The following is a 26,223-nucleotide window of genomic DNA, read 5'->3' as shown; positions in this document are numbered from 1 at the left end:
CAGCGCGCGCTCACCGCTCGGTGATCAATTTGATTGCTTGGGCGGCCGCAACCATCCCGAAAACCGATGTTACGCAGACCGATGAGCCAAAACCGGCGCAGTTGAGTCCGGCCGGACCGCGATCGGTTGCGCAGCTTGCCGTGCTGTCCGGGTAACGCAACGGCTCGGTGGAAAATACCGCTGGCACGTTGAATTTGCCTTTGCCGTCGCGGGGAAAGCCATATTCCTTGCGCAGCAAGGAGCGCACTTTGGCGAGCAACGGATCCTGAATGGTCTGGCTGAGGTCGCTGCTGCGAATCTGGGTTGGGTCGAGTTGGCCGCCGGCTGCGCCACCAACGATGATCGGCAACTGGCGGCGACGGCAAAAAGCAATCATGGCGGCCTTGGCACGAACCTGATCGATTGCATCGATTACAACCGAGAAGTCTTGGTCGAGTATGCGGTCGACGTTGTCCAGAGTGACAAAATCCTCGATGCAGGTGACCCGGCAAGCCGGATTGATCGCCTGCATGCGTTCGGCCATGGCATCGACCTTGGCTTTGCCGTAGATATCGCCCAGTGCGTGTATTTGCCGGTTGGTATTCGACTCGGCCACCATATCTAGGTCAATCAGCGTAATCCGGCCAACGCCGGTGCGGGCTAGTGCTTCTGCCGACCATGAGCCAACGCCGCCAATTCCGACTATGCAGACATGCGCTTCGCGCAAACGTTGCGCTCCTTCGTGTCCATAAAGTCGCGCTACGCCGCCGAAACGGCGATCTTGTTCTGGGCTCATCAGGTTTCTATTGTCTTGCGGATGACGCTGTTGAAAGGGGCAATCCATTCCGGCGCAAACTGTTTGTCGCAGGCATTGATCTCGGCGATGGCGCGCAATACGGAGCGATTCTTGCCGCGATGGATGTGCTTGAGCATAACGGCTTCAAATGCATCGACAATGGCGAGAATCCTGGCGCCGGTACAGATTTCCTTGTCGTGCAGCTCCTTTGGGTAACCGCCACCATCCGGCATTTCATGATGCTGGGCAACCATTTCGGCGGCAGCCTCCCAGCCGGGAATGCGTTGCAGCAAGCCGGCAGCAAAGCCGGGATGGTTGCGCAAGGCCAATTTGTCCTCTTCGGTCATCTTGCCGACCTTGAGCCAGATGGCTTCCGGCATCAGCATCATCCCGACATCGTGTAAATAGACTGCCGCTTCCAGTTGTACGGGATCGACGACGGAGCCACCCGCCTTGTTGGTTTCCAGGGCGAGACGCAGGATGCGCATGGTGCGTCCCTTGAACAGCGGGGAGCGTCCTTCCAGTTGCAAGGCCAGGGAGCGGAAAAACTGCAGGTCGCTACTGGCGTTTTTCTGTTCGCTACTGGGCTTGCCAACGCGGGGCGCGCGGCTAGAAATATCGCCAATGACAGGCGAAAAACCGGTAACAGCTTCGATCAGCTCGGCGCACTTGACGTCGATATCCTGTACGGATGCCAGGGATAGTTTTTCCAGTCCCTCCACCAAGGCAAGCAAATGCAGGTTTTCCAGGGATTTGTTGCAGAGAAGCGCATCGGTGGCTAGTTCCAGGCGGTCCACCGCGAGCAGGATCATTTCAGCCAGCAGGTCCGAGAACGGGATTTCGCCTTCCCGGAAACGGGACATCATCGTTTCGATGGGGTGGGCGATGACGACGCCTAATTCAAATTTGCAGAGAGAAGCATCGCCTTTGATGTTGTGAATCGCACGAAACAGGTCGGCAATGAGTTCGCGGTCCGTCGGGTGTTTTTTCAGGCGGGCGACATCGCGCTCAACCTCCGGGGCGCGGTCGGTCAAGACATCCGCAAACTCCTCAAGTGCCTCGCGGTCCTGTATCACCGGCGCTCTTATCGAATGGACATCCATACCCGCCTCCCTGTTTTGTTTTTGAATTGTCGAGTTTAGCCCAAAGTGCTTTCAATTCAGAGCAGATCTATTGCCTTGGCGGCCTTGACGGGCTTGGCTTCGCCACCTAAGATTCCGCGCTTCCCCCTAGAATTGCCTATTGTGACACTGGATCAGCTTTACGCCCTTATCGGGCCAGACATGAAGGCCGTCGATGCGGTCATTCGCGACCGATTGCACTCCGATGTGGTGCTTGTCCGACAGGTTGCGGAATACATTATCAACAGCGGTGGCAAGCGCATGCGCCCGGCTCTGGTGTTGTTGGCCGCAGGTGCGATCGGTTACCAGGGAACGCAACATCACGACATGGCTGCTGTGGTCGAGTTCATCCACACGGCGACCCTGCTGCATGATGATGTCGTTGACGAATCGGCATTGCGGCGTGGGCGCGATACGGCAAATGCCATGTTCGGTAATGCGGCGAGTGTTCTGGTTGGTGATTTTCTCTATTCCCGTGCTTTCCAGATGATGGTTGCCGTCGACGACATGCGCGTCATGCGAGTGTTGTCGGATGCCACGAATATCATCGCCGAGGGTGAAGTCCTGCAATTGATGAACTGTCATGATGCCGATGTCGATGAGGCTCGTTACATGCAGGTCATTCATTACAAGACGGCCAAGCTTTTCGAAGCGGCTGCGCAACTGGGCGCCATTCTCGGTCAGGCAAGTCCTGAGGTTGAGCAGGCCATGGCGGCTTACGGCATGCACCTGGGAACCGCTTTCCAGTTGATTGATGATGTGCTCGACTATTCCGGTGATGAGGCGGATACCGGCAAGCATCTTGGTGATGATCTGGCCGAAGGCAAACCGACCCTGCCGCTTATCTATGTCATGCAGCATGGCACGCCGGATCAGGCGGCATGTGTGAGGAAAGCAATCGAAAATGGTGGTCGCGAGGACTTTCCTGCGGTTATGGGGGCTATTCGTGAAAGCGGAGCGCTTGAGCATGCGCGTATGCGGGCAAAGCGGGAAGCAGAACTCGCAAGAGATGCAATTTCTTGTCTGGGGGCTTCAAATTATCAAAAAGCTCTGCTACAATTGTCGTTCTTCGCGGTTGAGAGAAATCACTGATTGATCTTGATCCGCATCGGAGTGTAGCTCAGCCTGGTAGAGCACTGCGTTCGGGACGCAGGGGTCGCATGTTCGAATCCTGTCACTCCGACCAATTAAAAACCCCGTAATTCGAAAGAATTACGGGGTTTTTTCATTTTCGCGCCGGATTTTGCCTGTTTCGACCAATTTGATGAAGAGAGGCCAATGGTAGTCAATGGGGCGGTGGTGTATCCTTGTTGCTCGGGTGCTTGCTAACACCATGATTTTTAATACTATTGATATGTTTTCCCGGTGCGCTCATGGGGCTGTGATTATCGCTGCAGGTTTTTTGCTCTTGAATGATTGAGGCTTGCGGTGTTCGTAAGCTTTTTTGCCGGATAGCCTGATCTCGTTTTGGGGGACGTGATGAAATACTTGTTACTTTTGGCCTTGATCGGCGTGATTTGGTGGCGCTGGAAAAAACGTCATGAGCGTCCGGTACGGTTTGAGCGTACCCCCGACCCGAAACCGGAGAACATGGTGGTTTGTTCGCATTGCGGCGTGCATCTTCCGGAAAGCGATGCCCTGAATGACGCAGGTGAGATGTTTTGCGGTCAGGCGCATCTGCTGGCAGCCCGGGCATCGAAGCGCGGATGAGCGACTGGCTCTCAACCACCTGGGAGGCCAACTGGCGACCTTTCCAGTATTTCAACCTCTATCGCCTAGTACTGGCCGGCTTGTTTTTTCTTGCCATTCTTTTGCCGCACGAATGGACGGCGCGACTTGAACTGGCGGCAAGCGGTTCCTTGCTGGCTTTGGCAATTGCCTATCTGTTCGTGATTCTCGGGGGCTTGTTCCTTTCCTTCCACTGGCAGCAGCACTTCAACTTTCAGCTTTCCCTGCAAGTGATCGTGGATGTCGTTGTGGTCAGCCTGTTCATGTATGCCGCAGGGGGCGTCGGCAGCGGTATCGGTGTCTTGTTGCTGGTCTCACTGGCTGCCGCCAGCATGGTCGGTCGAGGCCGGCTGGTTTTGTTCTATGCCGCACTGGCGACGCTGGCAGCCTTGCTGAGTCAGCTCTATGGCGTTTTTGTGCGCGGTTTTGACCCGGCCAGTATTTTTCAGGCAGGGATTCTTTCCGCCGGGTTCTTTGCGACCGCCATTCTGGCCAGGCTGCTTGGCCAGCGCGTGATGGTTAACGAGGATTTGGCATTTCGGCGTGGAGTTGAACTTGAGAATCAGCGTTTGATCAGTCAGCGTGTGGTTGAGCGCATGCTGGACGGTATTCTGGTGCTGAGTCGCGACGGACTGGTGATTCGGCATAATCCGATGGCCATCAGCATGCTTGGTATCCCGCTCGAGATAAATGGCGAACTTTCCCGCTGCGTTCCGGCGTTGCATGCCGGTCTCCTCGTGTGGGTTTCCGGCGACGGGCCGGAGACCTCGCTGTTTGTGGGCGGCGATGGCAAGGAGTTGCGTGCCCGATTTGAGAAGACCAGCAGTTCGGATGGCGAGGTGCTGATTTTTCTCGAGGATGTCGGACGCATCAAGGAACGCGCCCAGCAATTGAAATTGGCCTCGCTGGGACGGTTGACCGCCAGCATTGCGCATGAAATCCGTAATCCCTTGTCGGCGATCAGCCATGCCGGAGAATTGTTGCGCGAGGAGCGGCGAGGTGAAATTCAGGATCGTTTGCTGCGCATTCTTGGCGACAATATTCAGCGCCTTGATCGCATCGTGGCGGATGTCTTGCAACTCGGGCGTCAGAACCGCGCCGAGCCGGAATTGCTGGTGATGAGCGATTTTTGTACGGCTTTTGTCGAGAGTTTTGCCGCGGCGGAAGGCTTGGCCGGCGATGTCCTGCATCTGGAGATCGAGGCGGATGCCACGCTCTGTTTCGATCGTGCGCACCTGCATCAGGTGCTCTGGAACCTGCTCGGTAACGCCCTGCGCTATTGCAGTCGCGGCGAGGCCTCTGTCCGTCTGGTAATTTGTCGCGGCGCCAACGAAGGACGCATGGAGTTGCATGTCAGGGATGATGGCCCGGGGGTGCCGGAGGCGGTACGCGAGCAGATTTTCGAGCCCTTTTTCACGACCCATACCCAAGGCACCGGCCTTGGCTTGTTCATCGCGCGTGAGCTTTGTGCCGCCAATGGCGCTTCGCTTGAGCTGACTGCTGAACTGGCCGGCGCTCACTTTATTCTGATCGGGAGAAACGATACGTGTCATTAGTTAATGGCGAGCGCCGTCCGCGCGGCGAACTGACCCGGGTTCTGGTCGTTGATGACGAGCCGGACATCCGCGAGTTGATCGATCTGACGCTGGCGCGCATGGGACTGCTGGCGGAGTGTGTCGGTACGGTTGGCGAGGCGCGTCAGGCGCTGGCCGGGGAGCGTTTCCAGCTCTGTCTGACCGACATGCGTCTGCCGGATGGAGACGGTCTGGAAATCGTCCGCTGCATTACCGAGCAGCATGCGCAGACACCGGTAGCGGTGATTACTGCCTTTGGCAGCGCCGAAAATGCGGTCGCGGCGCTCAAGGCGGGGGCTTTCGACTATCTCGCCAAGCCGGTCGGGCTCGACCAGTTGCGCGCCCTCGTCAAGTCGGCCTTGCGTTTGCCGGATGTCGGGGCGGTCAATGATGATCCGCTGCAGTCGCTGATCGGCGATTCGCCAAGCATGCAGCAGGTGCGGGCGATGATCGAGAAGCTGGCGCGCAGCCAGGCACCTGTCTATATTTCCGGCGAGTCGGGCAGCGGCAAGGAATTGGCGGCGCGCCTGATCCATTTGCGCAGTGCGCGCAGCGCCGGCGCCTTCGTGCCGGTCAACTGCGGTGCAATCCCGGAAAACCTGATGGAGAGCGAGTTTTTCGGCTATCGCAAAGGGGCGTTTACCGGCGCGGACAGCGATCGTGAGGGTTTCTTCCAGGCGGCCAGCGGCGCCACCTTGTTTCTCGACGAAGTGGCCGACCTGCCGCTGCTGATGCAGGTCAAGCTGTTGCGGGCGATCCAGGAAAAGCGTGTGCGCAAGGTTGGCAGCGTCACCGAAGAGCCGGTTGATGTCCGCATCATTTGCGCGACGCACCGCAATTTGCGGGAGTGCGTCGACAAGGGCAGCTTCCGTCAGGATTTGTATTACCGCCTGAACGTCATCGAGCTGCGCATGCCGCCGCTGCGCGAGCGTCTGGAGGATATTCAGCCGCTCGTCGGGACCATTCTGCAACGGCTGTTTGGCGAGGCCGGGCCGCAACTGACGGCGGGGGCATTCAAGGCGCTCGGACTGTATCCATTCCCCGGCAATGTGCGCGAACTGGAGAATATTCTCGAGCGGGCGACCGCGCTTTGTTCCGGCGAGGTTATCGAGGCGGCCGACCTGCATCTCGAGCCGGAGGAAATGTGCGGTGAAAACATCGGCCGGGGCAGCGAGACGCTCGATGATTATCTCGGTCGCCTCGAGCGCCAGGCCATCCTTGAAGCACTGCAAAAAACCGAGGGCAACCGGACGGCGGCGGCGCGCCTGCTTGGCGTCACCTTCCGCTCGATGCGTTACCGGCTCGAACGGCTGGGCATCGAATGAGACCGTGGCTGGGTGGCGGCTGGCTGGCCGGGGTGCGGCAGGTGTTTTCGCCGAATTTCGGCAGTCGACCGGTCGGCGCCGAGGTCTCCCTGGTCGTCATCCACAACATCAGTCTGCCGCCGAACGAATTTGGCGGCGACTGGGTGGCACGCTTTTTCGTCAATCAGCTCGATCCGGCGGCGCATCCCTATTTTGCGGAAATTGCCGGACAGCAGGTATCGGCACATTTCTACGTGCGTCGCGACGGGCAGATCGTGCAGTTCGTCGATTGTGACCGGCGCGCCTGGCATGCCGGACGGTCGACCTGGCTGGAACGGGAAAATTGCAACGATTACTCGGTGGGCATCGAACTTGAGGGCGCCGATGATCTGCCTTACACCACGGCGCAATATGGTGTCCTGCGCGAACTGATCGATGCCTTGCAGGCGCGTTATCCGATCACGGCGGTGGCCGGACATTGCCATGTCGCGCCGGGGCGCAAAAGCGATCCCGGCCCGGCCTTCGACTGGCGTTTTATCCGGCAGCACTGGCCGGCGCTCGCCTTACCGGCCGAAGTAGGCGGCTAGCCGACGCACGGCTTCGCCCAGACGGTCGACGTTCGTGGTATAGGCAAAACGGATGTGCTTCTCCGGTGCGTTGCTGCCGAAGTCCAGTCCCGGCGTCGCGGCCACGCCGGCTTTTTCCAGCAGGTCGCGGGCCAGCGCAAAGCTGTCATCGCTCAGTGCCGAACAATCGCAATACAGGTAGAAGGCGCCTTCCGGGCGGGCGGTAACACGAAAGCCGATGGCTTCCAGGGCCGGTGCGAGGAAGTCGCGGCGCTGCCGGAATTCGGCGCGACGTTCTTCGAGAATGGCGATGGTTTCCGGGAGGAAAGCCGCCAGTGCAGCGTGCTGGGCCGGCGTCGACGGGCAGAGCACGAGATTCTGGGCGAGCTTTTCGACATCGCGCACATAGGCTTCGGGAATCACCATCCAGCCCAGGCGCCAGCCGGTCATCTGGAAATACTTCGAAAAGCTGTTGATCACCCAGATGTCGTCGCCAGCGGCGCAGGCAGTGGGGGCTTCCATCTCATCCCCCAAGGGGACTTCCTGCGGGGCGTAGGTCAGCCCGTGGTAGATCTCGTCGACCAGGAAGTGGCCGCCCCTGGTGCGGCAGACGCCGGCCAGCGCCTGGATTTCAGCGAGCGTGAGCAGTGTGCCGGTCGGATTGGCTGGCGACGCGACGAGCAGGCCGGCGGTTTGCGTCGTCCAGTGTTGCTGCAGCAATTCCGGCGTCGGCTGGAAATTGGTTTGCGGGCCGACCGGAATGCTCAGCGGTCGACCTTCGTAAGTGCGCAAAATGTGCCGATTGCACGGATAACCCGGATCGGCGAGCAGCCATTCGCTGCCCGGATCGGCGAGGGCGGCAAAAGCCAGGTTCAGCGCGCCCGAGGCGCCGTTGGTGATGGCGATGCGACTGGCCGGCACGGCAACGCCATAGCGTTCCTGGTAGAAAGCGGAAATCGCCTGACGCAGTTCCGGCAGGCCGAGCGCCTGCGTGTACAGCGTTTTGCCGCTTTTGATCGCGTCGACCGCTGCGGCGGCTATCGGCGCCGGCGTCGGGAAATCCGGCTCGCCGACTTCCATGTGAATGATGTCGCGGCCTTCGGCTTCGAGCTGGCGGGCGCGGGTCAGCAATTCGACGACGTGGAAGGGCTCGATCTCGGCAAGGCGGGCGGCGGGGCGGTACATGGGCGACTCCAATGTAAAACGGCCACCGGGTTTGAACCGCGGTGGCCGTTTGCTTATTGCTTACTGCTGCGGATTATTCGGCATCCTTGAAAATGCCCATTTCGAACAGTTCGCGCTTGAGGACGAGTTCGCGCGGCATCTTTTCGCCCATCTTGTCGAACCACTCCTTGTGGCCGGCCAGTTCAGATTTCCAGGCTTCCGGATCGATCGTGCTGAGGGCTTCGAAATCGGCCTTGTTGATGTCCAGGCCGGTCCAGTCGATGTCTTCGAACTTCGGCATCCAGCCCAGCGTGGTTTCCTTGGCGCCGACGGTGCCCTTGCAACGCTGGACGATCCACTTCAGGACGCGCATGTTGTCGCCGAAGCCCGGCCACATGAAGTTGCCGTCCTTGTCCATGCGGAACCAGTTCACGCAGAAGATCTTCGGTGTGGCATCGACGGTCTTGCCCATCTTCAGCCAGTGGTTGAAGTAGTCACCCATGTGGTAGCCGCAGAACGGCAGCATGGCGAACGGATCGCGACGCACGACACCTTGCTGGCCGAAAGCGGCTGCGGTGGTTTCCGAGCCGAGCGTGGCGGCCATGTAGACGCCGTAGTTCCAGTTGAAAGCCTGGTAGACGAGCGGCACGGTGGTGGCACGACGACCGCCGAAGATGAAGGCGGAAATCGGCACGCCAGCCGGATCTTCCCAGGCCGAGTCAACCGACGGGCACTGGTTGGCCGGGGCGGTGAAGCGGGAGTTGGCGTGCGCAGCCTTGCGGCCGTTCTTGCCGTCTTCCGGCGTCCAGTCCTTGCCCTGCCAGTCGATCAGGTGATCCGGCGCCTGCTTGGTCAGGCCTTCCCACCACACGTCGCCGTCGTCGGTCAGCGCGACGTTGGTGAAGATGATGTTTTCCTTCAACGTGGCCAGCGCGTTGTAGTTGGTCTTCTCGGAAGTGCCCGGGGCAACGCCGAAGAAACCGGCTTCCGGGTTGATGGCGTAGAAGCGGGTGACGCCGTCCTTGTCGACGCGCGGCTTGATCCAGGCGATGTCGTCGCCGATGGTGGTGATCTTCCAGCCGTCGAGGGTCTTCGGCGGAATCAGCATCGCGAAGTTGGTCTTGCCGCAGGCCGACGGGAAGGCGGCCGCGACGTAGGATTTTTCACCTTCCGGCGATTCGACGCCGAGGATGAGCATGTGTTCGGCCAGCCAGCCTTGTTCGCGGGCCATGTTGGAGGCGATGCGCAGGGCGAAGCACTTCTTGCCGAGCAGGGCGTTGCCGCCGTAGCCGGAACCGTAGGACCAGATTTCGCGGGTTTCCGGGTAATGCACGATGTACTTGACGGTCGGGTTGCACGGCCACTTGGCATCCTGCTGGCCCGGCTCGAGCGGGGCGCCGACAGTGTGGATGCAAGGCACGAATTCGCCATCGCTGCCGAGCACGTCGAAGACGGCCTTGCCCATGCGGGTCATCGTCTTCATGTTGGTGACGACGTAGGAGGAGTCGGTGATTTCGAAGCCGATGTGGGCGATCGGCGAACCGAGCGGCCCCATCGAGAAGGGGATCACGTACATCGTGCGGCCCTTCATGCAACCCTTGAAGATGCCGTTCAGCGTCTCGCGCATGACGGCAGGCTCTTCCCAGTTATTGGTCGGGCCGGCGTCTTCCTTCTTGGCGGAGCAGATGTAGGTGCGGTCTTCGACGCGCGCCACATCGGACGGGTCGGAGAAGGCCAGATAGGAATTCGGGCGCTTGGCTTCGTTGAGTTTGATCAGCGTGCCGGCCTCTACCATTTCGGCGCACAGGCGGTCATACTCTTCCTGCGATCCGTCGGCCCAGTGGATGTTGTCCGGCTGGGTCAGCGCGGCGATTTCGGCGACCCATTTTTTCAGGCCTTCATGTTTGACGTAAGCAGGTGCGTTCAGCGGTGCGGTCATGGCGATGTCTCTCTCCAAGTTACTGAAATAGATTAACTTTTCGCCAGTCGCCGGGAGCTGCCACCAAGACTTAGAGCGGCTGAAGGCCGTCGGCTGGGAAGCCCATAATTATGCAACAAATTAGGGTAAACATCTACTTGACGTTGGCGTTATACGTGATTACCGAAGGTGAAAGCGACGTTTGAGCATGGTATGATCTTCCGCGATTCAAAATCGCGTTTCACGATATAAAATGGAGGCAGACATGGATCCGAGACAATTGCGCGAAGCCGCGCTCTATTACCACCGCCAGCCCAAGCCGGGCAAAATTGCGGTCACCCCAATCAAACAACTGACCAATCAGTACGATCTGTCGATGGCCTACTCGCCGGGCGTTGCGTTTGCCTGCGAGGAAATCGTCGCCAATCCGGCTGAAGTCAGTACCCTCACTTCCCGTGCCAATCTGGTTGGTGTCATCACCAACGGCACGGCCGTACTCGGCCTGGGGGCCATCGGGCCGCTCGCCGCCAAGCCGGTGATGGAAGGCAAGGGCGTGCTGTTCAAGAAATTCGCCAACATCGATGTTTTCGATCTGGAAATCGACGAGCGCGATCCGGACAAGCTGATCGACACCATCGCTTCGCTGGAGCCGACCTTTGGCGGCATCAACCTCGAAGACATCAAGGCGCCCGAGTGCTTCTACATCGAAAAGAAGCTACGCGAGCGGATGAAGATTCCCGTTTTCCATGACGACCAGCACGGCACGGCGATCGTCGTCGGTGCCGCGGTGCTCAATGGCCTGCATTTGATCGGCAAAGACCTAGCTACCGTCAAGATCGTCACCTCCGGTGCCGGTGCTGCGGCGCTGGCCTGTCTTGACCTGCTGGTCATGCTCGGCGCACCGGTCGACAACATCTGGGTGACCGATATCAAGGGCCTAGTGTACGACGGTCGCGTCGAAGAAATGGACGAGATCAAGGCGCGTTACGCCAAGAAAACCGATCAGCGCTCGCTCGGCGAGGCAATTGCCGACGCGGATGTCTTCCTCGGTCTTTCCGCCGGCGGCGTGCTGAAGCCGGAAATGGTTGCCAAGATGGCGGCCAAGCCGCTGATCATGGCGCTCGCCAACCCGACGCCGGAAATTTCGCCGGAACTGGTCAAGAGTGTGCGCGACGACGCGATCATGTGTACCGGTCGTTCCGATTACCCGAATCAGGTCAATAACGTTCTCTGCTTCCCCTTCATCTTCCGTGGCGCACTCGATGTCGGTGCGACGACGATTACCGAAGAAATGAAGATGGCAGCGGTCAAGGCGATCGCCGAGCTGGCGCGCGCCGAGCAGTCGGAAATCGTGGCGACTGCCTACGGCGAGAAGGTTTCCGGCTTCGGTCCGGAATACCTGATTCCCAAGCCCTTCGATCCGCGCCTGATCGTCAAGATCGCGCCCGCAGTTGCCAAGGCCGGCATGGATTCGGGTGTTGCGACGCGTCCGATCAAGGACTGGGCTGCCTACGTCCAGGGCTTGAATGAGTTCGTTTACCACTCCGGTATGATCATGAAGCCGGTGTTCTCGCAGGCCAAGATGGCGCCCAAGCGCATTGTTTTCGCCGAGGGTGAGGACGAGCGCGTGCTGCGCGCCGTGCAGGTGATTCGCGATGAAGGCATTGCCTGGCCGGTGCTGATCGGCCGCCATGCCGATATCAATCGCCGCATCGAGGAAGCAGGTCTGCGCATTCGCGAGGGCGAGGATTTCGAGGTTGTGCATGGCGACAACTGCGCGTTTTTCGACGAGCATCTCGACGAGTTTGCGCAGACCTATCACTCTCTGATGGAGCGCCGTGGTGTATCGCCGGAATATGCGCGCCGCGAGATTCGCCGCCGGGCGACGCTCTACGGCGCCCTGATGGTGCGTCTGGGTTACGCCGATGGTCTGATCTGCGGCACCTTCGGGCGTCACGAAACGCATCGCGAGTATGTCGAAAACGTCATCGGCGCGCGTGAAGGTCTGGATCGTCTGTATGCGATGAATCTGCTGATGTTGCCGGAACGTACGGTCTTCATCGGCGATACCTACGTCAATTACAACCCGACGGCCGAACAGCTTGCCGACATGACCCTGCTGGCAGCGGAAGAAATCCGCAATTTCGGCATCCAGCCGAAAGTGGCGCTGCTTTCGCATTCGACCTTTGGCACGGAAGACACGCCGACCTCCCTGAAAATGCGCGAGGTGCTTGGCTTGTTGCAGCAGCGGGCGCCGAATCTGGAAGTCGAAGGCGAAATGCACGGTGATGCGGCACTTGACGAGCAAATTCGTCTGGCCGCCTTCCCGAACTCACGTCTCAAAGGCCAGGCCAACCTGCTGGTCATGCCGACCCTTGATGCAGCGAACATCTCGTTCAATCTACTCAAGGTGGCGGCAGGCGACAACCTGACGGTCGGTCCCATCCTGCTCGGGGCAGCCAAGCCGGTTAACATCCTGACGCCAACGGCAACCGTGCGCCGTATCGTCAATATGACTGCACTTACTGTGGTTGACGCTGTATAAATTGTTGCTTTAAGTTGTTGTTGTATCTGTTTATTTTTGTTGTGATTTCACTATCTCCGGCCAAACTGGGCTACAATTTCCCAGTGTTGGCAGGAGGTAGCGAATGAAGTTTAAATTTAGATCAGTCCTGTTGCTCAGTGCTTTGCTGAGCGTCGGTGTGGCGCCTCAGGTGCAGGCTTCCGGTGCAAAAAAGCCGGTGCAGCAGGCCAGCAAGAAGAGTGAAGCCCCGGCAAGCAAGAAAGTCCAAGCCGCGCGCAAGCCCGTGCTCAAATCAGCCGCGGCAAGCAATCGCAGCAAGACGGTTGCGGCAAACGCCCCGTCCATCAAGACCAAAACCGCCAAATCGGGCAAGTCCATGCAGCTGGCGCAGACCCAGGCCAAACAGCCGGTGCGTCGTGTTTCCCTGACCGATATCGATCCCAGCCGTCTGGCGCTCTATTCGTCTTCGGCGCTGGTCATTGATCAGAGTACCGGGCAGTCCGTGCTGGCAAAGCACCCGGACACGGTCACACCGATTGCATCCATCTCGAAGCTGATGACCGCCATGGTGGTGCTGGATGCCAATCTCAATTTGCAGGACGTCATTGCCATTGGTGATGAAGACGTCGACGGCTTGAAGGGCACGCGCTCGCGTTTGCCGGTTGGTACGACGATGACGCGCGAAACCGCGATGCTGCTTGCCCTGATGTCCTCGGAAAATCGCGCCGCGCATGCGCTGGGTCGTCACTATCCGGGCGGTCTGCCGGCATTCGTTGCGGCAATGAACAAGAAGGCACAGGCGCTGGGCATGTACAACACGCGCTTCGAGGAGCCGACCGGTCTGTCGAGCAACAACGTGTCGACTGCGCATGACTTGGCACGCATGGTGACTGTGGCGGCGCGTTATCCGGAAATCCGGCATTTCTCGACCACGGCCGAAGCCAAGGTCGAACTCAATGGTCGCGTCCAGAATTTCGGCACGACCAATCCGCTGGTGCGTAGCGACAACTGGGAAATCGGTCTGTCGAAGACGGGTTATATCTCGGAAGCCGGGCGTTGCCTGGTGATGCAGGCACGAGTAGCCGACAAGCCGGTGGTCATCGTGCTGCTCGACTCGCAAGGCAAGATGACGCGGGTGGGTGATGCGAACCGGATCAAGCGCTGGATGGAAAGTGCCAGTCTGGGAAGCGAGCGCAAACGCGTTTGAGCGATACTGCGTTCAGAGAAAAAGGCCGCTGTGTGCGGCCTTTATTTTTTCGGGCTGGTGTAGCCGAGGGCTTTCGACACGGCATCGGCTGCGCCTTTGACCTGCGCCGCCCACTCCAGGGCGTGACGGTCGGCGGGGGCGGAAACCGACAGGGCGGCAATGATGTTGCCTTCATCGTCGCGGATCGGCGCGGCGACGCACTTGAGGCCCATTTCGGCTTCTTCGTCGTCGTAGGCGATATCGTGGCGACGCACCTTGTCGAGTTCCTTCTCCAGTGCGATCAACGTCGTCAGCGAATGCGGCGTCTTGCCGGGCAGGCCGGTGCGCTTGGCGTATTCACGAATCTTCTGCGGGCCATCGGCGGCAAGGAAGAGCTTGCCGAGCGAGGTCAGGTGCAGCGGCGCACGGCCGCCGACGAGATAGACGACGCGAACCAGCGAGCGGCCGGACGAGGTGCGTTCGAGATAGACGATTTCATCATCGTGGCGGGCGCCAAGATTGATTGCCTCGCCGATGGTTTCGTGCAATTGCTGCATGTAGGGCAGCGCGACTTCGCGCAGGCTGATGCGCGATTTGACGATGGCGCCGAGTTCGAGCAGGCGGATGCCGAGGCGGTAGGTGCCGGCATCTTCGCGCTCGACAAAGCGGGCGTTGCTCATTGCGGCGAGAATGCGGTGCGCCGTGGACGGATGCAGTTCGGTGGTCGCCGCGAGATGTTTCAGGCTGGCCGGTTCAGACGAGTTGGCGAGCGCGTCGAGCAGCGACATCATGCGCTCGATGACCTGTATGGAGCCGGGATTTTTCGCGGACCCTTGGGCTGCTTCGGACAACTGGATTCCTTTATTGGTGCTGTTTGAGTAGCATTAGCCACTTTATTTTCTTGTGCGCCGCAATATTAGCATGCGCTTAGCCCTCTACGTTACCTGTCTGGTGGACCTGATCCGACCCTCGGTCGGCATGGCGAGCCTGCGCCTGCTCGAAGCGGCCGGCTGTGAAGTCATTGTCCCGGAAAGCCAGACCTGCTGCGGTCAACCGGCCTGGAGTGCGGGAAATCGGCCGCTTGCCGCCGAGCTTGCGAAGAAGGCGATCAGCGAGCTGGAGGGCTATGACTACGTCGTGATTCCTTCCGGTTCCTGTACCGATCAGGTGCGCAACGTCTATCCGCAATTGCTGGCCGACGACCCGCTGTGGGCGCCGCGTGCGCAGCAACTGGCGGCGCGGACCTTCGAATTGACGACTTTTCTTGTCGATATTTTGAAGGTCGAATTACCGCCGGCCGATTTCGCCGGCAGCGTCACCTATCACGACTCCTGCAAGGGCCTGCGTGGCCTCGGCATCAAGCGCCAGCCGCGCGAACTGTTGCTCAAGGTACGCGGCCTGAGCCTCGATGAAATGGCCGATTGCGAGGAGTGCTGCGGTTTCGGCGGCGCCTTCTCGGTCAAGTTCGGCGATATTTCGACGCAGATCGTCGATCGCAAGTGCGAGTCGATTGCCAAGGTCGGCGCTGCTGCGGTGGTTGGCGGCGATCTCGGCTGTCTGATCAATATCGAGGGCCGTCTGCGCCGGCGCGGCGACGAGACGACGCGCGTCCTGCACATTGCCGAAGTGCTGGCAGGGGAAGAATCCTGATGGCCGGCGCCAAGCATTCGCAGGCGATGTTCTTCCAGGCGCGGGCTGGCGAGAAGATCCGCAACAAGGTGCTGCAGAAGGCCTTGCAGAAGGCCAAGCCGCTCTTCGTCGGCAAGCGCGCCAAGGCGATGGCTGCGCTGCCCGAGGACGGTTTCGAATTCGAGGCGCTGCGCAGCGCTTGCGTCGATATCCGCAACCGCGTGCTGGGCGATCTCGACGTCTGGCTGGAGCTGTTCGAGGAAAAGGCGAAGGCGACCGGCGCCGAGGTGCTCTGGGCGCGCGATGGCGACGAAATCTGTGAGCTGGTCATCGACGTGGCGCGCCGACATGGCGTGACCAAGGCGACCAAGTCGAAATCGATGCTCTCGGAAGAGGCGCATCTCAACGAGGCGCTCGCGGCGGCCGGTATCCGGCCGGTCGAGACCGACCTCGGCGAGTACATCATCCAGCTCGCCGGCGAAACGCCGTCGCATATCATCGCGCCGGCCGTGCACAAGACCATTGAAGAGGTCGAGGCATTATTTGCCGAGGAGCACGGTCGACCGCTGGAAACGCGTACTTCTGCCGATATCCCGGCGATGACGCGGGAAGCGCGCGAAGTGTTGCGCCAGCATTTCCTGAGTGCCGAGATGGGCATCACCGGCGCCAATTTCCTGATCGCCGAAACCGGCAGCGCGGCGCTGGTCACCAACGAGGGCAACGGCCGCATGGTGACGACGCTGCCGCGCGTGCATGTCGTGGTCACCGGCATCGAGAAGATCGTGCCGACGCTCGACGATTTCGCGACCCTGATGCGCCTGTTGCCGCGCTCGGCGACCGGGCAGACGATTTCCAACTATGTTTCGCTGTTGACCGGTACGAAACAGCCGGGCGACAGCGATGGCCCGGAAAAGACGGTCTTCATCCTGGTCGACAACGGTCGCGCCAATCTGCTTGGCTCGGCCTACCAGGAGATGCTGCGCTGCATCCGCTGCGGCGCCTGCATGAACCATTGTCCGGTCTATTTCTCGCTCGGTGGCCATGCCTACGGCTGGGTCTATCCCGGTCCGATGGGCTCGGTGCTGACGCCGCTGTACACCGGCATCGAAAACGCGCTCGATCTGCCGCATGCCTCGACCGGCTGCAACCAGTGCGGCACGGTGTGCCCGGTGCGCATCCCGCTGCCCGGCCTGATGCATCGCCTGCGCGAGGAACAGGTCGAACGCGGCCTGCGCCCGCTCGGCGAAAGTTTTGCGCTCAAAGCCTGGGCCTGGCTGGCCGGCAAACCGCGCCTTTACCGCTGGGTGGTGCGGCGCGCCTCGCGTTATCTCAACTGGCTGGCGGACGACAGCGGTCGCATCCGCATTTTGGGCATGGCGCCGGGGTGGACCGCCGGGCGCGATCTCAGTGTGCCGGCCGGCAAGACCTTCCACGAACAATACGCAGCAAGAAAGAGAGCTTGAGCATGGATTTCACTCCCGAAGGCCCGCAGGCCATTCCCCTCTGGATCAACGGCCGCGCCTTTCTGACCGTGGCCGATGGTTTCCTCGACGTGACCAATCCGGCAACCGGCGAGGCGATCCGCCGCGTGCCGCTGTGTGGTGCCGACGAGGCGGTCGAAGCCGTCGCTGCGGCGCGCGCCGCGCAGCCGCTGTGGGCCGACATGGGTATGCAGGCGCGCCGGGTTTGCCTGAGCCGCCTGGCCGAGGCACTGGAGGGCTATGCCGGGCATTTCGCCAAGCTGCTGCAACAGGAAACGGTACTCGATGACAGCGCGGCAAACGCGGAAGTCGTTGCGGCCGTCGAAGCGCTGCAGTCGGCTTTAGTCGGCGATACCGGCGTGGTCGGGCTGGTCCTCGATCCGACGCGGCCGCTGGCGGCCTTTGCCGGTGCCATGGCGCCCTTGCTGATGGCCGGGGCAACCCTGGTCGTCAAACCCAGTCCGAAGGCGCCGTCGGCGATCTATGCGCTGTGTGAGCTGTCGGCGCGCGTTGAGTGGCCTGCTGGCGTGCTCAACCTGCTCCAGGGCGATACGGCGGCAGTCGAAGGTCTGTGCGCGGCCACGGTCGATCGCCTGCTCTATGCCGGCAACCCGGCGCTGGGTGAGCAGGTCGGGCGGATCGCCGCCGCTGCCGGCACGCCGTTCGAGATGCTGGGTGGCTGATGCAGCGCATCGTCTACCTTGAGCGCGATGCGCTGGTCGCCGATGTTCGGCGGCCGGACTTCGCGCATACCTGGACCGAGTACGCCAAAACGGCGCCGGGCGAGGTCGTCGAGCGCCTGGCCGGGGCGAGCATCGCCATCATCAACAAGTGCCCCTTGCCGGCCGCAGCGGTCGACCTGCTGCCCGAGCTGAAAATGGTCGCGGTGGCGGCGACCGGCACCAATATTGTCGATCTCGATGCCTGCCGGGCGCGCGGCATCGTTGTCTCGAATATCCGTGGTTACGCCGAGCAGACCGTGCCCGAGCATGTCTTCGCGCTGCTCCTCGCCCTGTCGCGCAACCTGATTGCCTGGCGTGCTTCGCTGCAGGCCGGGCGCTGGCAGCAGTCGGAACAGTTCTGCCTGTTCGATCATCCGATCCGCGACCTGCACGGCGCGACACTCGGCCTGATCGGCGCCGGCAGCCTGGGCGGCGGGGTTGCCCGTCTGGCCGAAGCCTTTGGTATGCGCGTGCTGCGCGCCGAGCGCAAGGGGGCGAGCGTGGTGCGGCCCGGCTATACGGCGTTTGCCACGGTGCTGCGCGAGGCCGATGCGATTTCGCTGCATTGCCCGCTGAACGACGAAACGCGCCATCTCCTTGCGGTCGACGAGCTGCAGGCGATGAAATCGAGCGCCCTGCTGATCAACACCGGGCGCGGCGGGCTGGTCGACGAGGCGGCACTGATCCGCGCGCTGCGCGAAGGCTGGATTGCCGGCGCCGGTTTCGACGTGCTTACCGCCGAGCCGCCGCCCGCCGATCATCCGATGCTGGCGCCCGAACTGCTCGCATTGCCCAATTTCCTGCTGACGCCGCACGTTGCCTGGGCCAGTCGCCCGGCGATGCAAGCGCTGGCCGATCAGCTGATCGACAACATCGAAGCCTTCGTGGCGGGCATCCCAAGGAACCGCGTTGTATGAGCGCACGTGAGGAAATTCTCGGCCGGGTCCGGGCCGGTGTCGGCAAGGACGATTTCGCGGCGCGCCGGGCGCGCGCCGAGGCGCTGCTCGCGGCGCCGGTACGTGGACCGCAGCCGGTGCTCGATGGCGATCTGGTGCAGCGTTTCCGCGCCAAGGCGGAGAGCCTGGCGAGCAGCGTGGACAGCGTCTCCGCGTCAGGTGACGCGCCGCAGGCGGTGGCGCGCTATCTGGCGGCCGGCGGGCTGGGGCGCGAGGCAGTGCTGACCGGCGATCTGGCAACGCTCGACTGGGCGGCGAGTGGCCTCGACGTGGTCGTGCGGCCAGCGGTCGACGCCGATAAAGTGGGCATTTCCGGCTGCTTCTGCGCGATTGCCGAAACCGGCACGCTGCTCCTGCTATCGGGGGCGGCGACGCCGGCGACGGTCAGCCTGCTGCCGGAAACCCACATCGCGCTGGTGCCGGTGGCGCGCATCGTCGCCACCATGGAAGACGCCTTTGCCCTGCTGCGTGCCGAACGCGGCAGTGTGCCGCGCGCCCTCAATTTCATCTCCGGCCCGTCACGGACCGGCGACATCGAACAAACCATTGTCCTCGGTGCCCATGGGCCCTGCCGGGTGCATCTGATACTGACCGGAGAAAACTCATGAGCATCCGCTTTGCCGTGCGCGGCGAATACATTCAACTCGATCAACTGCTCAAGGCGACCGGTCTGTGCGATTCGGGCGGTTCGGCGCATGCCGCGATCGCCGAAGGCCGGGTCAAGGTCGATGCAGCGGTCGACACCCGCAAAAGGGCGAAATTGCGGCCGGGGCAGACGATGACGATAGGCGGCGAAACGGTCGAACTGATCGCCGAATAGGCTTCAAGCGCCGGTTTTGCCGGCGTCTGTCTTGCCGAAATAAAGCTCCCACTCCGCTTCGCTGATCGCGCATTCCTCGATTTCCGGAATGCGTCTTTCCGTCGATCGCCGGCGGTCGCTCCAGCCGGCAGGCGGCCCGTTGTCCTGCTGGCGACGATCGTTTTCTTTTCTCGGTTTCTGGCTGGTCTTCATGGCCGGTCTTGTTGAAATTCCTGTTGCCGAGTCTACACGAATCAGGCATTCGGCTGCGCGTGCCGGCAGGGCCTTGGTGTTGTTCGACGGCGGTCGGGAAGAAAGCAGCTGCCATCGCTGGTCTGCGGTTTTTTGCCGGTAGTAAAATCAGTGTTTTCTTATATTCTGGGTCTGCCTTGAGCAATTCGAATTTGTACCGGAACGGGGTGATTCCTGCTGTCCCATTCAGGGCGGGGCGACTGGTGCCTGTCGTTTGTCCTTGTCTGCCGGGTCGCTCAGGATGAGTGCCTGGTGGCTATTGCCGCCCTTGATGGCGGCCGGCGTTACGCTGCTCAATTTGGCGATTCGCCGCGGCCTGGCCGCGCCGCGCCTCGTTTCCACGGCAGTACCGGAAGGCCTGCCATGGCAGGAGGTTTCGGTGCCGACGGCGAACGGGAAAAATCTGTTCGGCTGTTTTATCCCCGGCCCGAGTCGTGCACCGGCGTTGGTCGTCATGCATGGCTGGGGCGGCAATGCCCAGACCATGCTGCCGCTCGCTGCTCCGCTTCATGGGGCCGGTTACACGCTACTGTTTCTGGATGCGCGTTGTCACGGGCGCAGCGATGCCGACAGCTTCGCCTCGTTGCCGCGGTTTGCCGAAGACATCGAAGCCGGCTTGGCCTGGTTGCAGCGCCTGCCGGGTATTGATCCGGTCGCTTACGGTTTGATTGGGCATTCGGTCGGTGCGGGCGCTGCGCTTTTGGCCGGAACGCGGCAGTCGACCGTCACGGCAATCGTCAGCCTGGCGGCTTTTGCGCACCCGGCCGGCATGATGCGCCGCTGGCTGGCGGCAATGCATATTCCCTATTGGCCGCTTGGTGCGTACATCCTGGCTTATGTGCAGCGGGTCATCGGCTACCGTTTTGATGATATCGCGCCTTCGCGCAGCATCGCGCGGCTGTTCTGTCCGGTGCTGATTGTGCATGGCCTGGCCGATGAAACCGTTCCGTTCAGTGAGGCGCAGGAGATCTTTGCCGCGCGTGCGACGGATTTGGTCGAGCTACTGCCGGTTCCGGGCAGTCACGACGATTATGGCGATATTGATTTGCATCTGCCTGCGATGCTCCTTTTTCTCGAAGCGGCATTCATACCTGTGGTCGTGTAGACAAAAAAGAGCGGGAGACCAGCTCCCGCTCCTTTGCGTTCGATTGGCTGCGACTCAGGGCATCATGAATGAGGCCTTTTCGCGAACCTTGATGTCCGGGTTTTCCTGGGCGACGATTTCGAAGTGGATCGGATTGGCACCCTTCTGACCGGCTTCCGGCGGAACGCTGATGACGGTCATGAAGGACTGGAGTGTTGCCGCCGGGACCTCGACATCGCCGGTGCCGGTAATCTTGATGCCGTCCAGGCCATCCACCACCACCTTGTAGCGATGCGGCTGCTCTTCGGTGTTCATGATCTGCAGCGTGAAGACGTTTTCGATGCTGCCGTCGTCGGCCTCGCGGGCCAGCGTCGAGCGGTCGCGAATGATGTCGACCTTGAGCGGGATGCGGTGCGCCAGGAACCAGGTGGCGAGGCCGGTGATCAGCACCAGGATCGCGGTATAGAGCAGGATGCGCGGCCGCACGATATGGGCGAGGATTTCCTTGCGCGTCAGGTGACGGGCCAGGGCATTCTCGGTGGAGTAGCGGATCAGGCCGCGCGGCAGGTTGACCTTGTCCATGACCTGGTCGCAGACGTCGATACAGGCGGCGCAACCGATGCACTCGTATTGCAGGCCGTTGCGGATGTCGATGCCGGTCGGGCAGACCTGGACGCACAAGCCGCAATCGATGCAGTCGCCGAGACCGGCCGCCTTGGCATCAACGCCCTTCTTGCGGGCGCCACGCTGCTCGCCGCGCTCCGGATCGTAGGTGATGATCAGCGTATCCGGGTCGAACATCACACTCTGGAAGCGGGCGTACGGGCACATGTACTTGCATACCTGTTCGCGCATGAAGCCGGCCATCAGGTAGGTGAAGCCGCCGTAGAAGAAGATCCAGAAGATTTCCCAAGAGCCGAGATTGTTGGTACGCACGTTCTCGATCAGTTCGCTGACCGGCGTGAAGTAACCCACCAGCGTGAAGCCAGTCCACAGCGACAGCAGCAGCCACAGGCCGTGCTTGGTGGCGCGGATGCGCAGCTTGCGGGCGCTCATCGGTTCCTTGTCGAGCTTGATGCGCTGATTGCGCTCGCCTTCGACCCAGTTCTCGATCCACATGAACATCTGCGTGTAAACCGTTTGCGGGCAGGCGTAGCCGCAGAACAGTCGCCCGGCGATGGCGGTGACCAGGAACAGCGCGTAAGCCGAGACGATCAGCAGGGTCGCCAGGTAAATGACGTCCTGCGGCCAGAAGACGACGCCGAAGATGTAGAACTTGCGTTCGACAAGGTGCAGCAGGAGTGCCTGGCGACCGTTCCATTCCAGCCACAGGCCACCGTAGAAGATGACCTGGGTCAGGAGAACGAGCGCGACACGCCAGTTGTCGAAGTAGCCGCGCACCCCTTTGGCGAAGATTTTTTTACGTTTTTCGTAGAAGGAAACCCCGGTCGGTTTCATTTCTTCTGTCTTGTCGGCAGGTTGATTCATCTCGGCTTTCATTGATGAGAAAAATTAGGTCGGAAACCGGCACTACCAACAGCAATCAGCAACTGCGTCAAAGCATGCCTGCGGGGCGAATGAAAAAAGACGCAGCGACCTTGGTGAGACGGAATCTGCCGGTTTCCTGTGTTGCTATTAACAAGATGCATGCCTGCGGGCACTTTGCACCTTGTTGTTTCAAAATCAGTTGCTTATATACATCACTCGGCTACAAATGAGCAATGTGTGTCAAAATTGTCTGACAACGATGACAGAAATGGCGAGGGTGGCATGACGGCACATTTTCTCAGCGAATTGATTTCCTTCCTCGATGGCCTGCCCGAGCCGCGCATCATCATGGATGGAGAATACCGCATCATCGCGGCCAATACCGCCTACTTGAAGGAATTCGGGGGGGGCGAGCCGATTGCCGGGCGCTGCTGTTATGAGGTGTCGCATCACTTCAGCATGCCTTGCGATCAAGCCGGCGAGTCCTGCCCGCTCAAGCAGAGCCTTGAGGCCGGCGCGCCGCAGCGTGTGTTGCATTTGCATCACACGCCGCGGGGCGAAGAGCACGTTGATGTCGAAACCACGCCGATCCGCGACGACCAGGGACAGGTCGTCTATTTTGTCGAGACGATGCGCATTGTTCGCCAGGCGAGCAGTCGGGCTGCAGCTCAGGGCCTGGTTGGGCGTTCCCCCGCGTTTGTCGGCATGCTGGAGAAGGTCCTGCGTGTCGCCAATTCCAATGCGTCGGTCTTGTTGCTGGGCGAGACGGGGACCGGCAAGGAGTTGGTGGCACAAGCCATTCACGAAGCGAGTGCGCGGGAGGATGGGCCCTTTGTCGCGGTCGACTGCGCCGGAATGACCGAAACGCTGTTCGAGAGCGAGTTGTTCGGCTATGAAAAAGGTGCTTTTACCGGCGCGAATCATCGCAAGCAGGGGCTGGTTGAAGCGGCCAGCGGCGGTACGCTGTTTCTTGATGAAATCGGCGAGTTGCCCCTTGCGCTGCAGGTCAAGCTGCTGCGTCTGCTGGAAACGGGAACTTACCGGCGGGTTGGCGGGTTGGACTGGTTGCCCGCGAATTTCCGCCTGATCGCGGCGACCCACCGCGATTTGCGCAGCATGGTTCAAGCCGAGACATTTCGCCGCGATCTCTATTTCCGCATCAATACCTTCCCGATTCACACGCCGGCTCTGCATGAGCGGGTCGAAGACATTCCCCTGCTGGCAGCGTCGCTGCTCGAGCGAGTCGATCGCAAGCCGCGTCGGCAGCTGACGCCTGCTGCGCTGGCCTGGCTGTCCAGTCGTCGTTTCAGTGGAAACATTCGCGAACTGCGCAATCTGATCGAGCGTGCCACACTGCTCGCCGACGGTGACAAGATTGATCTGCCGCATCTGACCGAAATGGCCGATGATGTCGCTCCGGCGCCGGTCGACTCCAGTGCCGGCTTCAAATTGAGTGCGGTGATCGAACTGGCAGAGCTGGAGATGCGCTACATTGCCTGGGCTGAAGCGCAAATGCCCGGCGATCCTGGTCTGCTGGCCAGTTTGTTGGGGGTCAGTCAGCGCACCCTGTACCGCAAGCTGAAAGACGCCAGGGCTCATTAGGTCGGGACAGCTCCGATTTCCTGTTTGCTATTTTTGAATGAATTGAAAACTTGTTAATGCAACGCAACAAAATTCTGATTTTCGGGCTGCTTTGCTCTTTTCTGGCGGCCTGTGGTGAGCCTGCCGACACGCATCCGGGGCAGCCGGTCACTCATCGCCGACAGGCTTTCGGGCAGATGCTCAATGCCTTTGAACCGATGGGGCAGCAGTTGCGCAAGGGACAATACAAGCCTGACCAGTTCCTTGTGCATGCCAAGGCGCTGGATGCAGCCAAGAATGGGCCGTGGCAATATTTCGGGCCGGACACCAACTATCCGCCAACGCATGCCACGGCAAAGGTCTGGCGTGAGCCGGCAAGTTTCGAGCGCGAACGGCAGGCCTTTCTGGTCGCCACGGAGCATTTGCTGGCGGCCGCAGAGAGTCGTGATCTGAAAAGGGTGAGTGCCGCTTACGAGGCCGTGCATGAGCAGTGCCGCAGCTGTCACAAGGTGTTCAAGGACTAACAAGGTGAGCGAGTGGTGCGTGGCAGGTGCCAGGCAATTATCGTTATTGAAAATAAAACAGGCTGGCTTGTTCAGGCCAGCCTGTTTTTGTGTGTCGCAATTTTCAGGCTGAAACCGAAAGCAGGCTGCTAGCTGTCGTGTTCTGCTGGTCCTGATCCGAACTGCCGTAGGCGTGCATCAGTTGCAGTATTTTCATCATGACCTGGGCTTCGCTGTTGCTCGCCGATGCACTTGATGTGCTGCCGGTGGCGCTGTCGCTCGTTGCCGAGGTGCTGTTCGAGTCGCTGTTGTAGCTCTGTGCTTCGGCAAAGGTCACCTTGCCATCGCCGTCGGCATCGGCTGTTTCGAAGTTGCTGACGATATTGGAGATGAAGCTGGCGCGTTCGCTGTCAGTGCTGCCGATTTCGTCGAGCTGACTGGTCAACTCATCTTTGCTAAAGCCGCTGTCGTCTTGCGGCGGCGGGGGCGGTGGCATGCCTGCCATGCCGTTGCTGCCCTGGGTGCCGCCAAAGCCGTTCATGCGCATTTCGTTGAGCTGGCTGTCCAGTTCTTCCTGCAACTTGGTGAGAGTGGTCGAAAATTCGCTTTCGGTGACCTTGCCATCGCTGTCGCTGTCGAGTGCTGCAAAGACATCGTCAACGCCTGAGCTGTCGCTGCTGCCCGAGTTGATCTGGCTAAATGCCGAGAGCAGATCGCTTTTCTCGATATATCCCTGGCTTTTGCTGTCCAGCTTGGCGAATAACTGGCTGATGGATGTGGTGCTGCTACTGATGCTGCTGACCATGATTACCTCCTGTTGTTTGTTGAAACATCCTTGCCCGCTTGCGGGTTGATCTCTTTGAGCAAGTTATCGGCCTGAAATGGCGAAAATCAGTGGTGTTTCCTGTTAATCGAGGTAAAAAGCTGTTAAGAAATCCAGGTGTTTTGTCGGTTTTTGCCTGGGTTTTTCGGGTTTTTTCCAAAATCCGGCAAAATTTTCAGGGCGGCAAAATTTGCCGCTATCGTTTTCCAGTCCTTGTCGTCAGTGCTTTCTTCGTTCAAAAACGGCGCCGCCAAGTCCGCTGGGTTGCCGGTAAAAGTCTGTAAATCCGGCACCTTGAGGGCACTTGCTTGGTTATGATGCGCAAGCATCCACATATAAAGAGTCTGCAATGAATCCGGGCACCCATATCTTGCTGGTCGACGATGATGTCGAGCTTTCAGGCATGTTGCGTGACTACCTGATCCAGGATGGTTTCGCTGCGACGGCGGTAAATGACGGTGAGAGCGGTGTGGCAGAAGCCCTCTCCGGAAAATATGCGATTGTCGTGCTTGATGTGATGATGCCTCGTGTCAATGGCGTTGAGGCTTTGCGGCGCATCCGGGCGGGCAGCACGATTCCGGTGTTGATGCTGACGGCCAAGGGGGATGACATGGATCGTATTGTCGGCCTTGAACTTGGGGCTGATGACTATGTGCCGAAGCCCTGTCTTCCTCGTGAATTGGCTGCCCGCTTGCGCGCCATCTTGCGGCGCACGCAATTTCCTGGTGAGGCTGCATCCGGTGCCCCTCTGGTGATTGGCGCCTTGAGTGTTCTTTCCGAGCAGCGTCGGGTCGAGTGGGCTGGTGCCCCCGTCGAGCTGACCAGTACCGAATTCAACCTGCTGGAGATTCTGGCCAGACATGCAGGTCGACCGGTCAGCAAGAGTGACTTGTCAGAGCAGGCGCTTGGGCGCCCTTTGGCTCGCTATGATCGAAGCATTGATGTTCACCTGTCGAGCATTCGGCACAAGCTCGGGGTCCTGCTTGACGGTCGCTCCTGTATCCAGACCGTCTATCGGCAAGGTTATCAACTGCTGCGTGAGTAA

26 protein-coding genes and 1 tRNA gene are annotated in these 26,223 nt (G+C 60.4%); 18 read left to right on the top strand and 9 right to left on the bottom strand.

The features are described 5' to 3' along the window. Window positions 1-10 precede the first annotated feature (10 nt). A complete protein-coding gene (tcdA, locus tag KIG99_RS06505; RefSeq protein WP_226459414.1) occupies window positions 11-775 on the bottom strand; it encodes a tRNA cyclic N6-threonylcarbamoyladenosine(37) synthase TcdA in 765 nt (254 codons plus the stop codon). Next, window positions 775-1,809 carry an HD domain-containing phosphohydrolase gene (locus KIG99_RS06500; RefSeq protein WP_404817875.1) on the bottom strand — a complete coding sequence of 345 codons (1,035 nt, stop codon included), beginning with the start codon at window positions 1,807-1,809 and terminating at the stop codon, window positions 775-777. Before KIG99_RS06500 ends, tcdA begins: the two co-directional genes overlap by 1 nt. A gap of 210 nt (window positions 1,810-2,019) precedes the next feature. Here KIG99_RS06500 and ispB point away from each other — a divergent pair, with 210 nt between their 5' ends. The 6 genes from ispB to ampD all read left to right on the top strand — a co-directional run bounded on the left by ispB (window position 2,020) and on the right by ampD (window position 7,089). Then, window positions 2,020-2,988, top strand: coding sequence for an octaprenyl diphosphate synthase (ispB, locus tag KIG99_RS06495; RefSeq protein ID WP_226461797.1), 969 nt, complete (start codon window positions 2,020-2,022; stop codon window positions 2,986-2,988). Between the two features lie 17 nt (window positions 2,989-3,005). After that, window positions 3,006-3,082: transfer RNA gene (locus KIG99_RS06490), tRNA-Pro, on the top strand. A 293-nt stretch (window positions 3,083-3,375) separates the two neighbouring features. Next, window positions 3,376-3,606 (top strand): PP0621 family protein, encoded by a 231-nt coding sequence (locus tag KIG99_RS06485; protein WP_226459412.1) that lies wholly within the window; start codon window positions 3,376-3,378, stop codon window positions 3,604-3,606. Continuing rightward, entirely contained in the window at window positions 3,603-5,180 is a 1,578-nt protein-coding gene (locus KIG99_RS06480; protein ID WP_226459411.1) for a sensor histidine kinase, read from the top strand. Before KIG99_RS06485 ends, KIG99_RS06480 begins: the two co-directional genes overlap by 4 nt. Beyond that, on the top strand, window positions 5,171-6,523 hold the full coding sequence (locus tag KIG99_RS06475; RefSeq protein WP_226459410.1) for a sigma-54-dependent transcriptional regulator: 1,353 nt from the start codon (window positions 5,171-5,173) through the stop codon (window positions 6,521-6,523). The genes KIG99_RS06480 and KIG99_RS06475 overlap by 10 nt, the downstream gene beginning before the upstream one ends. After that, window positions 6,520-7,089 carry a 1,6-anhydro-N-acetylmuramyl-L-alanine amidase AmpD gene (gene ampD / locus KIG99_RS06470; RefSeq protein WP_226459409.1) on the top strand — a complete coding sequence of 190 codons (570 nt, stop codon included), beginning with the start codon at window positions 6,520-6,522 and terminating at the stop codon, window positions 7,087-7,089. The genes KIG99_RS06475 and ampD overlap by 4 nt, the downstream gene beginning before the upstream one ends. On the opposite strand, the gene KIG99_RS06465 is transcribed toward ampD, so the two are convergent. Further along, window positions 7,066-8,253 (bottom strand): pyridoxal phosphate-dependent aminotransferase, encoded by a 1,188-nt coding sequence (locus KIG99_RS06465; protein ID WP_226459408.1) that lies wholly within the window; start codon window positions 8,251-8,253, stop codon window positions 7,066-7,068. The two genes, ampD and KIG99_RS06465, sit on opposite strands and share 24 nt — an antisense overlap. Before the next feature lie 73 nt (window positions 8,254-8,326). Then, window positions 8,327-10,171, bottom strand: a complete 1,845-nt coding sequence (locus KIG99_RS06460; RefSeq protein WP_226459407.1) for a phosphoenolpyruvate carboxykinase (GTP) — start codon at window positions 10,169-10,171, stop codon at window positions 8,327-8,329. Window positions 10,172-10,415: 244 nt separating this feature from the next. Between KIG99_RS06460 and KIG99_RS06455 the strand changes: the two genes are divergently transcribed. Both KIG99_RS06455 and pbpG read left to right on the top strand, forming a co-directional pair. Further along, the gene (locus tag KIG99_RS06455; RefSeq protein WP_226459406.1) at window positions 10,416-12,695 is read left to right on the top strand and encodes an NADP-dependent malic enzyme; all 2,280 of its coding nucleotides are present in this window, start codon (window positions 10,416-10,418) and stop codon (window positions 12,693-12,695) included. Between the two features lie 103 nt (window positions 12,696-12,798). Continuing rightward, window positions 12,799-13,881 carry a D-alanyl-D-alanine endopeptidase gene (gene pbpG, locus KIG99_RS06450; RefSeq protein ID WP_226459405.1) on the top strand — a complete coding sequence of 361 codons (1,083 nt, stop codon included), beginning with the start codon at window positions 12,799-12,801 and terminating at the stop codon, window positions 13,879-13,881. A gap of 41 nt (window positions 13,882-13,922) precedes the next feature. On the opposite strand, the gene KIG99_RS06445 is transcribed toward pbpG, so the two are convergent. After that, window positions 13,923-14,651, bottom strand: a complete 729-nt coding sequence (locus KIG99_RS06445; RefSeq protein WP_226461796.1) for an IclR family transcriptional regulator — start codon at window positions 14,649-14,651, stop codon at window positions 13,923-13,925. Window positions 14,652-14,781: 130 nt separating this feature from the next. On the opposite strand from KIG99_RS06445, the gene KIG99_RS06440 reads away from it, so the two are divergent. Genes KIG99_RS06440 through KIG99_RS06415 form a run of 6 tightly spaced genes read left to right on the top strand, consistent with a single transcriptional unit; the run spans window position 14,782 to window position 19,468 of the window. After that, window positions 14,782-15,510, top strand: a complete 729-nt coding sequence (locus KIG99_RS06440) for a (Fe-S)-binding protein (protein WP_226459404.1) — start codon at window positions 14,782-14,784, stop codon at window positions 15,508-15,510. Next, window positions 15,510-16,952 (top strand): LutB/LldF family L-lactate oxidation iron-sulfur protein, encoded by a 1,443-nt coding sequence (locus KIG99_RS06435; RefSeq protein ID WP_226459403.1) that lies wholly within the window; start codon window positions 15,510-15,512, stop codon window positions 16,950-16,952. Before KIG99_RS06440 ends, KIG99_RS06435 begins: the two co-directional genes overlap by 1 nt. A 2-nt stretch (window positions 16,953-16,954) precedes the next feature. Continuing rightward, window positions 16,955-17,653, top strand: a complete 699-nt coding sequence (locus KIG99_RS06430) for an aldehyde dehydrogenase family protein (protein ID WP_226459402.1) — start codon at window positions 16,955-16,957, stop codon at window positions 17,651-17,653. After that, on the top strand, window positions 17,653-18,609 hold the full coding sequence (locus KIG99_RS06425) for a D-2-hydroxyacid dehydrogenase (protein WP_226459401.1): 957 nt from the start codon (window positions 17,653-17,655) through the stop codon (window positions 18,607-18,609). Before KIG99_RS06430 ends, KIG99_RS06425 begins: the two co-directional genes overlap by 1 nt. Next, complete coding sequence (locus tag KIG99_RS06420) at window positions 18,606-19,256, top strand: LutC/YkgG family protein (protein WP_226459400.1); 651 nt, start codon at window positions 18,606-18,608, stop codon at window positions 19,254-19,256. Before KIG99_RS06425 ends, KIG99_RS06420 begins: the two co-directional genes overlap by 4 nt. After that, complete coding sequence (locus tag KIG99_RS06415) at window positions 19,253-19,468, top strand: RNA-binding S4 domain-containing protein (protein ID WP_226459399.1); 216 nt, start codon at window positions 19,253-19,255, stop codon at window positions 19,466-19,468. Before KIG99_RS06420 ends, KIG99_RS06415 begins: the two co-directional genes overlap by 4 nt. A 3-nt stretch (window positions 19,469-19,471) precedes the next feature. Here the strand turns inward: KIG99_RS06415 and KIG99_RS06410 are convergent, their stop codons facing one another. Beyond that, window positions 19,472-19,660: a hypothetical protein gene (locus tag KIG99_RS06410; RefSeq protein ID WP_226459398.1), complete on the bottom strand. Its 189-nt coding sequence runs from the start codon at window positions 19,658-19,660 to the stop codon at window positions 19,472-19,474. Window positions 19,661-19,970: 310 nt separating this feature from the next. Between KIG99_RS06410 and KIG99_RS06405 the strand changes: the two genes are divergently transcribed. Next, window positions 19,971-20,804 carry an alpha/beta hydrolase gene (locus tag KIG99_RS06405; protein WP_226459397.1) on the top strand — a complete coding sequence of 278 codons (834 nt, stop codon included), beginning with the start codon at window positions 19,971-19,973 and terminating at the stop codon, window positions 20,802-20,804. Window positions 20,805-20,858: 54 nt separating this feature from the next. On the opposite strand, the gene ccoG is transcribed toward KIG99_RS06405, so the two are convergent. Further along, window positions 20,859-22,271: a cytochrome c oxidase accessory protein CcoG gene (ccoG, locus tag KIG99_RS06400; RefSeq protein ID WP_404817874.1), complete on the bottom strand. Its 1,413-nt coding sequence runs from the start codon at window positions 22,269-22,271 to the stop codon at window positions 20,859-20,861. 282 nt (window positions 22,272-22,553) lie between these two features. On the opposite strand from ccoG, the gene KIG99_RS06395 reads away from it, so the two are divergent. Together KIG99_RS06395 and KIG99_RS06390 are read left to right on the top strand one after the other, a co-directional pair. Then, on the top strand, window positions 22,554-23,873 hold the full coding sequence (locus tag KIG99_RS06395) for a sigma-54 interaction domain-containing protein (RefSeq protein WP_226459396.1): 1,320 nt from the start codon (window positions 22,554-22,556) through the stop codon (window positions 23,871-23,873). Between the two features lie 56 nt (window positions 23,874-23,929). Continuing rightward, window positions 23,930-24,376 carry a cytochrome c gene (locus tag KIG99_RS06390; protein ID WP_226459395.1) on the top strand — a complete coding sequence of 149 codons (447 nt, stop codon included), beginning with the start codon at window positions 23,930-23,932 and terminating at the stop codon, window positions 24,374-24,376. A 103-nt stretch (window positions 24,377-24,479) separates the two neighbouring features. Here KIG99_RS06390 and KIG99_RS06385 read toward each other — a convergent pair whose 3' ends face one another. Then, window positions 24,480-25,160, bottom strand: coding sequence for an EF-hand domain-containing protein (locus tag KIG99_RS06385; protein WP_226459394.1), 681 nt, complete (start codon window positions 25,158-25,160; stop codon window positions 24,480-24,482). Window positions 25,161-25,282: 122 nt separating this feature from the next. Further along, a complete protein-coding gene (locus tag KIG99_RS06380) occupies window positions 25,283-25,513 on the bottom strand; it encodes a hypothetical protein (protein ID WP_226459393.1) in 231 nt (76 codons plus the stop codon). 14 nt (window positions 25,514-25,527) lie between these two features. Here KIG99_RS06380 and KIG99_RS06375 point away from each other — a divergent pair, with 14 nt between their 5' ends. Continuing rightward, window positions 25,528-26,223 (top strand): response regulator transcription factor, encoded by a 696-nt coding sequence (locus KIG99_RS06375; protein ID WP_226459392.1) that lies wholly within the window; start codon window positions 25,528-25,530, stop codon window positions 26,221-26,223.

It is taken from the genome of Quatrionicoccus australiensis, from assembly GCF_020510425.1.
In the GTDB taxonomy this organism is placed as follows: domain Bacteria; phylum Pseudomonadota; class Gammaproteobacteria; order Burkholderiales; family Rhodocyclaceae; genus Azonexus; species Azonexus australiensis_A.
The sequence above is the reverse complement of the archived record's forward strand: the minus strand, read 5'-3'. Positions and strand labels throughout refer to the sequence as shown.

Coding starts and splice junctions, on each gene's coding strand:
- tcdA (WP_226459414.1), bottom strand. CDS start 775: ATGAGCCCAGAACAAGATCGCCGTTTCGGCGGCGTAGCGCGACTTTAT.
- KIG99_RS06485 (WP_226459412.1), top strand. CDS start 3,376: ATGAAATACTTGTTACTTTTGGCCTTGATCGGCGTGATTTGGTGGCGC.
- KIG99_RS06480 (WP_226459411.1), top strand. CDS start 3,603: ATGAGCGACTGGCTCTCAACCACCTGGGAGGCCAACTGGCGACCTTTC.
- ampD (WP_226459409.1), top strand. CDS start 6,520: ATGAGACCGTGGCTGGGTGGCGGCTGGCTGGCCGGGGTGCGGCAGGTG.
- KIG99_RS06465 (WP_226459408.1), bottom strand. CDS start 8,253: ATGTACCGCCCCGCCGCCCGCCTTGCCGAGATCGAGCCCTTCCACGTC.
- KIG99_RS06460 (WP_226459407.1), bottom strand. CDS start 10,171: ATGACCGCACCGCTGAACGCACCTGCTTACGTCAAACATGAAGGCCTG.
- KIG99_RS06455 (WP_226459406.1), top strand. CDS start 10,416: ATGGATCCGAGACAATTGCGCGAAGCCGCGCTCTATTACCACCGCCAG.
- pbpG (WP_226459405.1), top strand. CDS start 12,799: ATGAAGTTTAAATTTAGATCAGTCCTGTTGCTCAGTGCTTTGCTGAGC.
- KIG99_RS06445 (WP_226461796.1), bottom strand. CDS start 14,651: ATGATGTCGCTGCTCGACGCGCTCGCCAACTCGTCTGAACCGGCCAGC.
- KIG99_RS06440 (WP_226459404.1), top strand. CDS start 14,782: ATGCGCTTAGCCCTCTACGTTACCTGTCTGGTGGACCTGATCCGACCC.
- KIG99_RS06435 (WP_226459403.1), top strand. CDS start 15,510: ATGGCCGGCGCCAAGCATTCGCAGGCGATGTTCTTCCAGGCGCGGGCT.
- KIG99_RS06430 (WP_226459402.1), top strand. CDS start 16,955: ATGGATTTCACTCCCGAAGGCCCGCAGGCCATTCCCCTCTGGATCAAC.
- KIG99_RS06425 (WP_226459401.1), top strand. CDS start 17,653: ATGCAGCGCATCGTCTACCTTGAGCGCGATGCGCTGGTCGCCGATGTT.
- KIG99_RS06420 (WP_226459400.1), top strand. CDS start 18,606: ATGAGCGCACGTGAGGAAATTCTCGGCCGGGTCCGGGCCGGTGTCGGC.
- KIG99_RS06415 (WP_226459399.1), top strand. CDS start 19,253: ATGAGCATCCGCTTTGCCGTGCGCGGCGAATACATTCAACTCGATCAA.
- KIG99_RS06410 (WP_226459398.1), bottom strand. CDS start 19,660: ATGAAGACCAGCCAGAAACCGAGAAAAGAAAACGATCGTCGCCAGCAG.
- KIG99_RS06405 (WP_226459397.1), top strand. CDS start 19,971: ATGGCGGCCGGCGTTACGCTGCTCAATTTGGCGATTCGCCGCGGCCTG.
- ccoG (WP_404817874.1), bottom strand. CDS start 22,271: ATGAATCAACCTGCCGACAAGACAGAAGAAATGAAACCGACCGGGGTT.
- KIG99_RS06395 (WP_226459396.1), top strand. CDS start 22,554: ATGACGGCACATTTTCTCAGCGAATTGATTTCCTTCCTCGATGGCCTG.
- KIG99_RS06390 (WP_226459395.1), top strand. CDS start 23,930: ATGCAACGCAACAAAATTCTGATTTTCGGGCTGCTTTGCTCTTTTCTG.
- KIG99_RS06385 (WP_226459394.1), bottom strand. CDS start 25,160: ATGGTCAGCAGCATCAGTAGCAGCACCACATCCATCAGCCAGTTATTC.
- KIG99_RS06380 (WP_226459393.1), bottom strand. CDS start 25,513: ATGTGGATGCTTGCGCATCATAACCAAGCAAGTGCCCTCAAGGTGCCG.
- KIG99_RS06375 (WP_226459392.1), top strand. CDS start 25,528: ATGAATCCGGGCACCCATATCTTGCTGGTCGACGATGATGTCGAGCTT.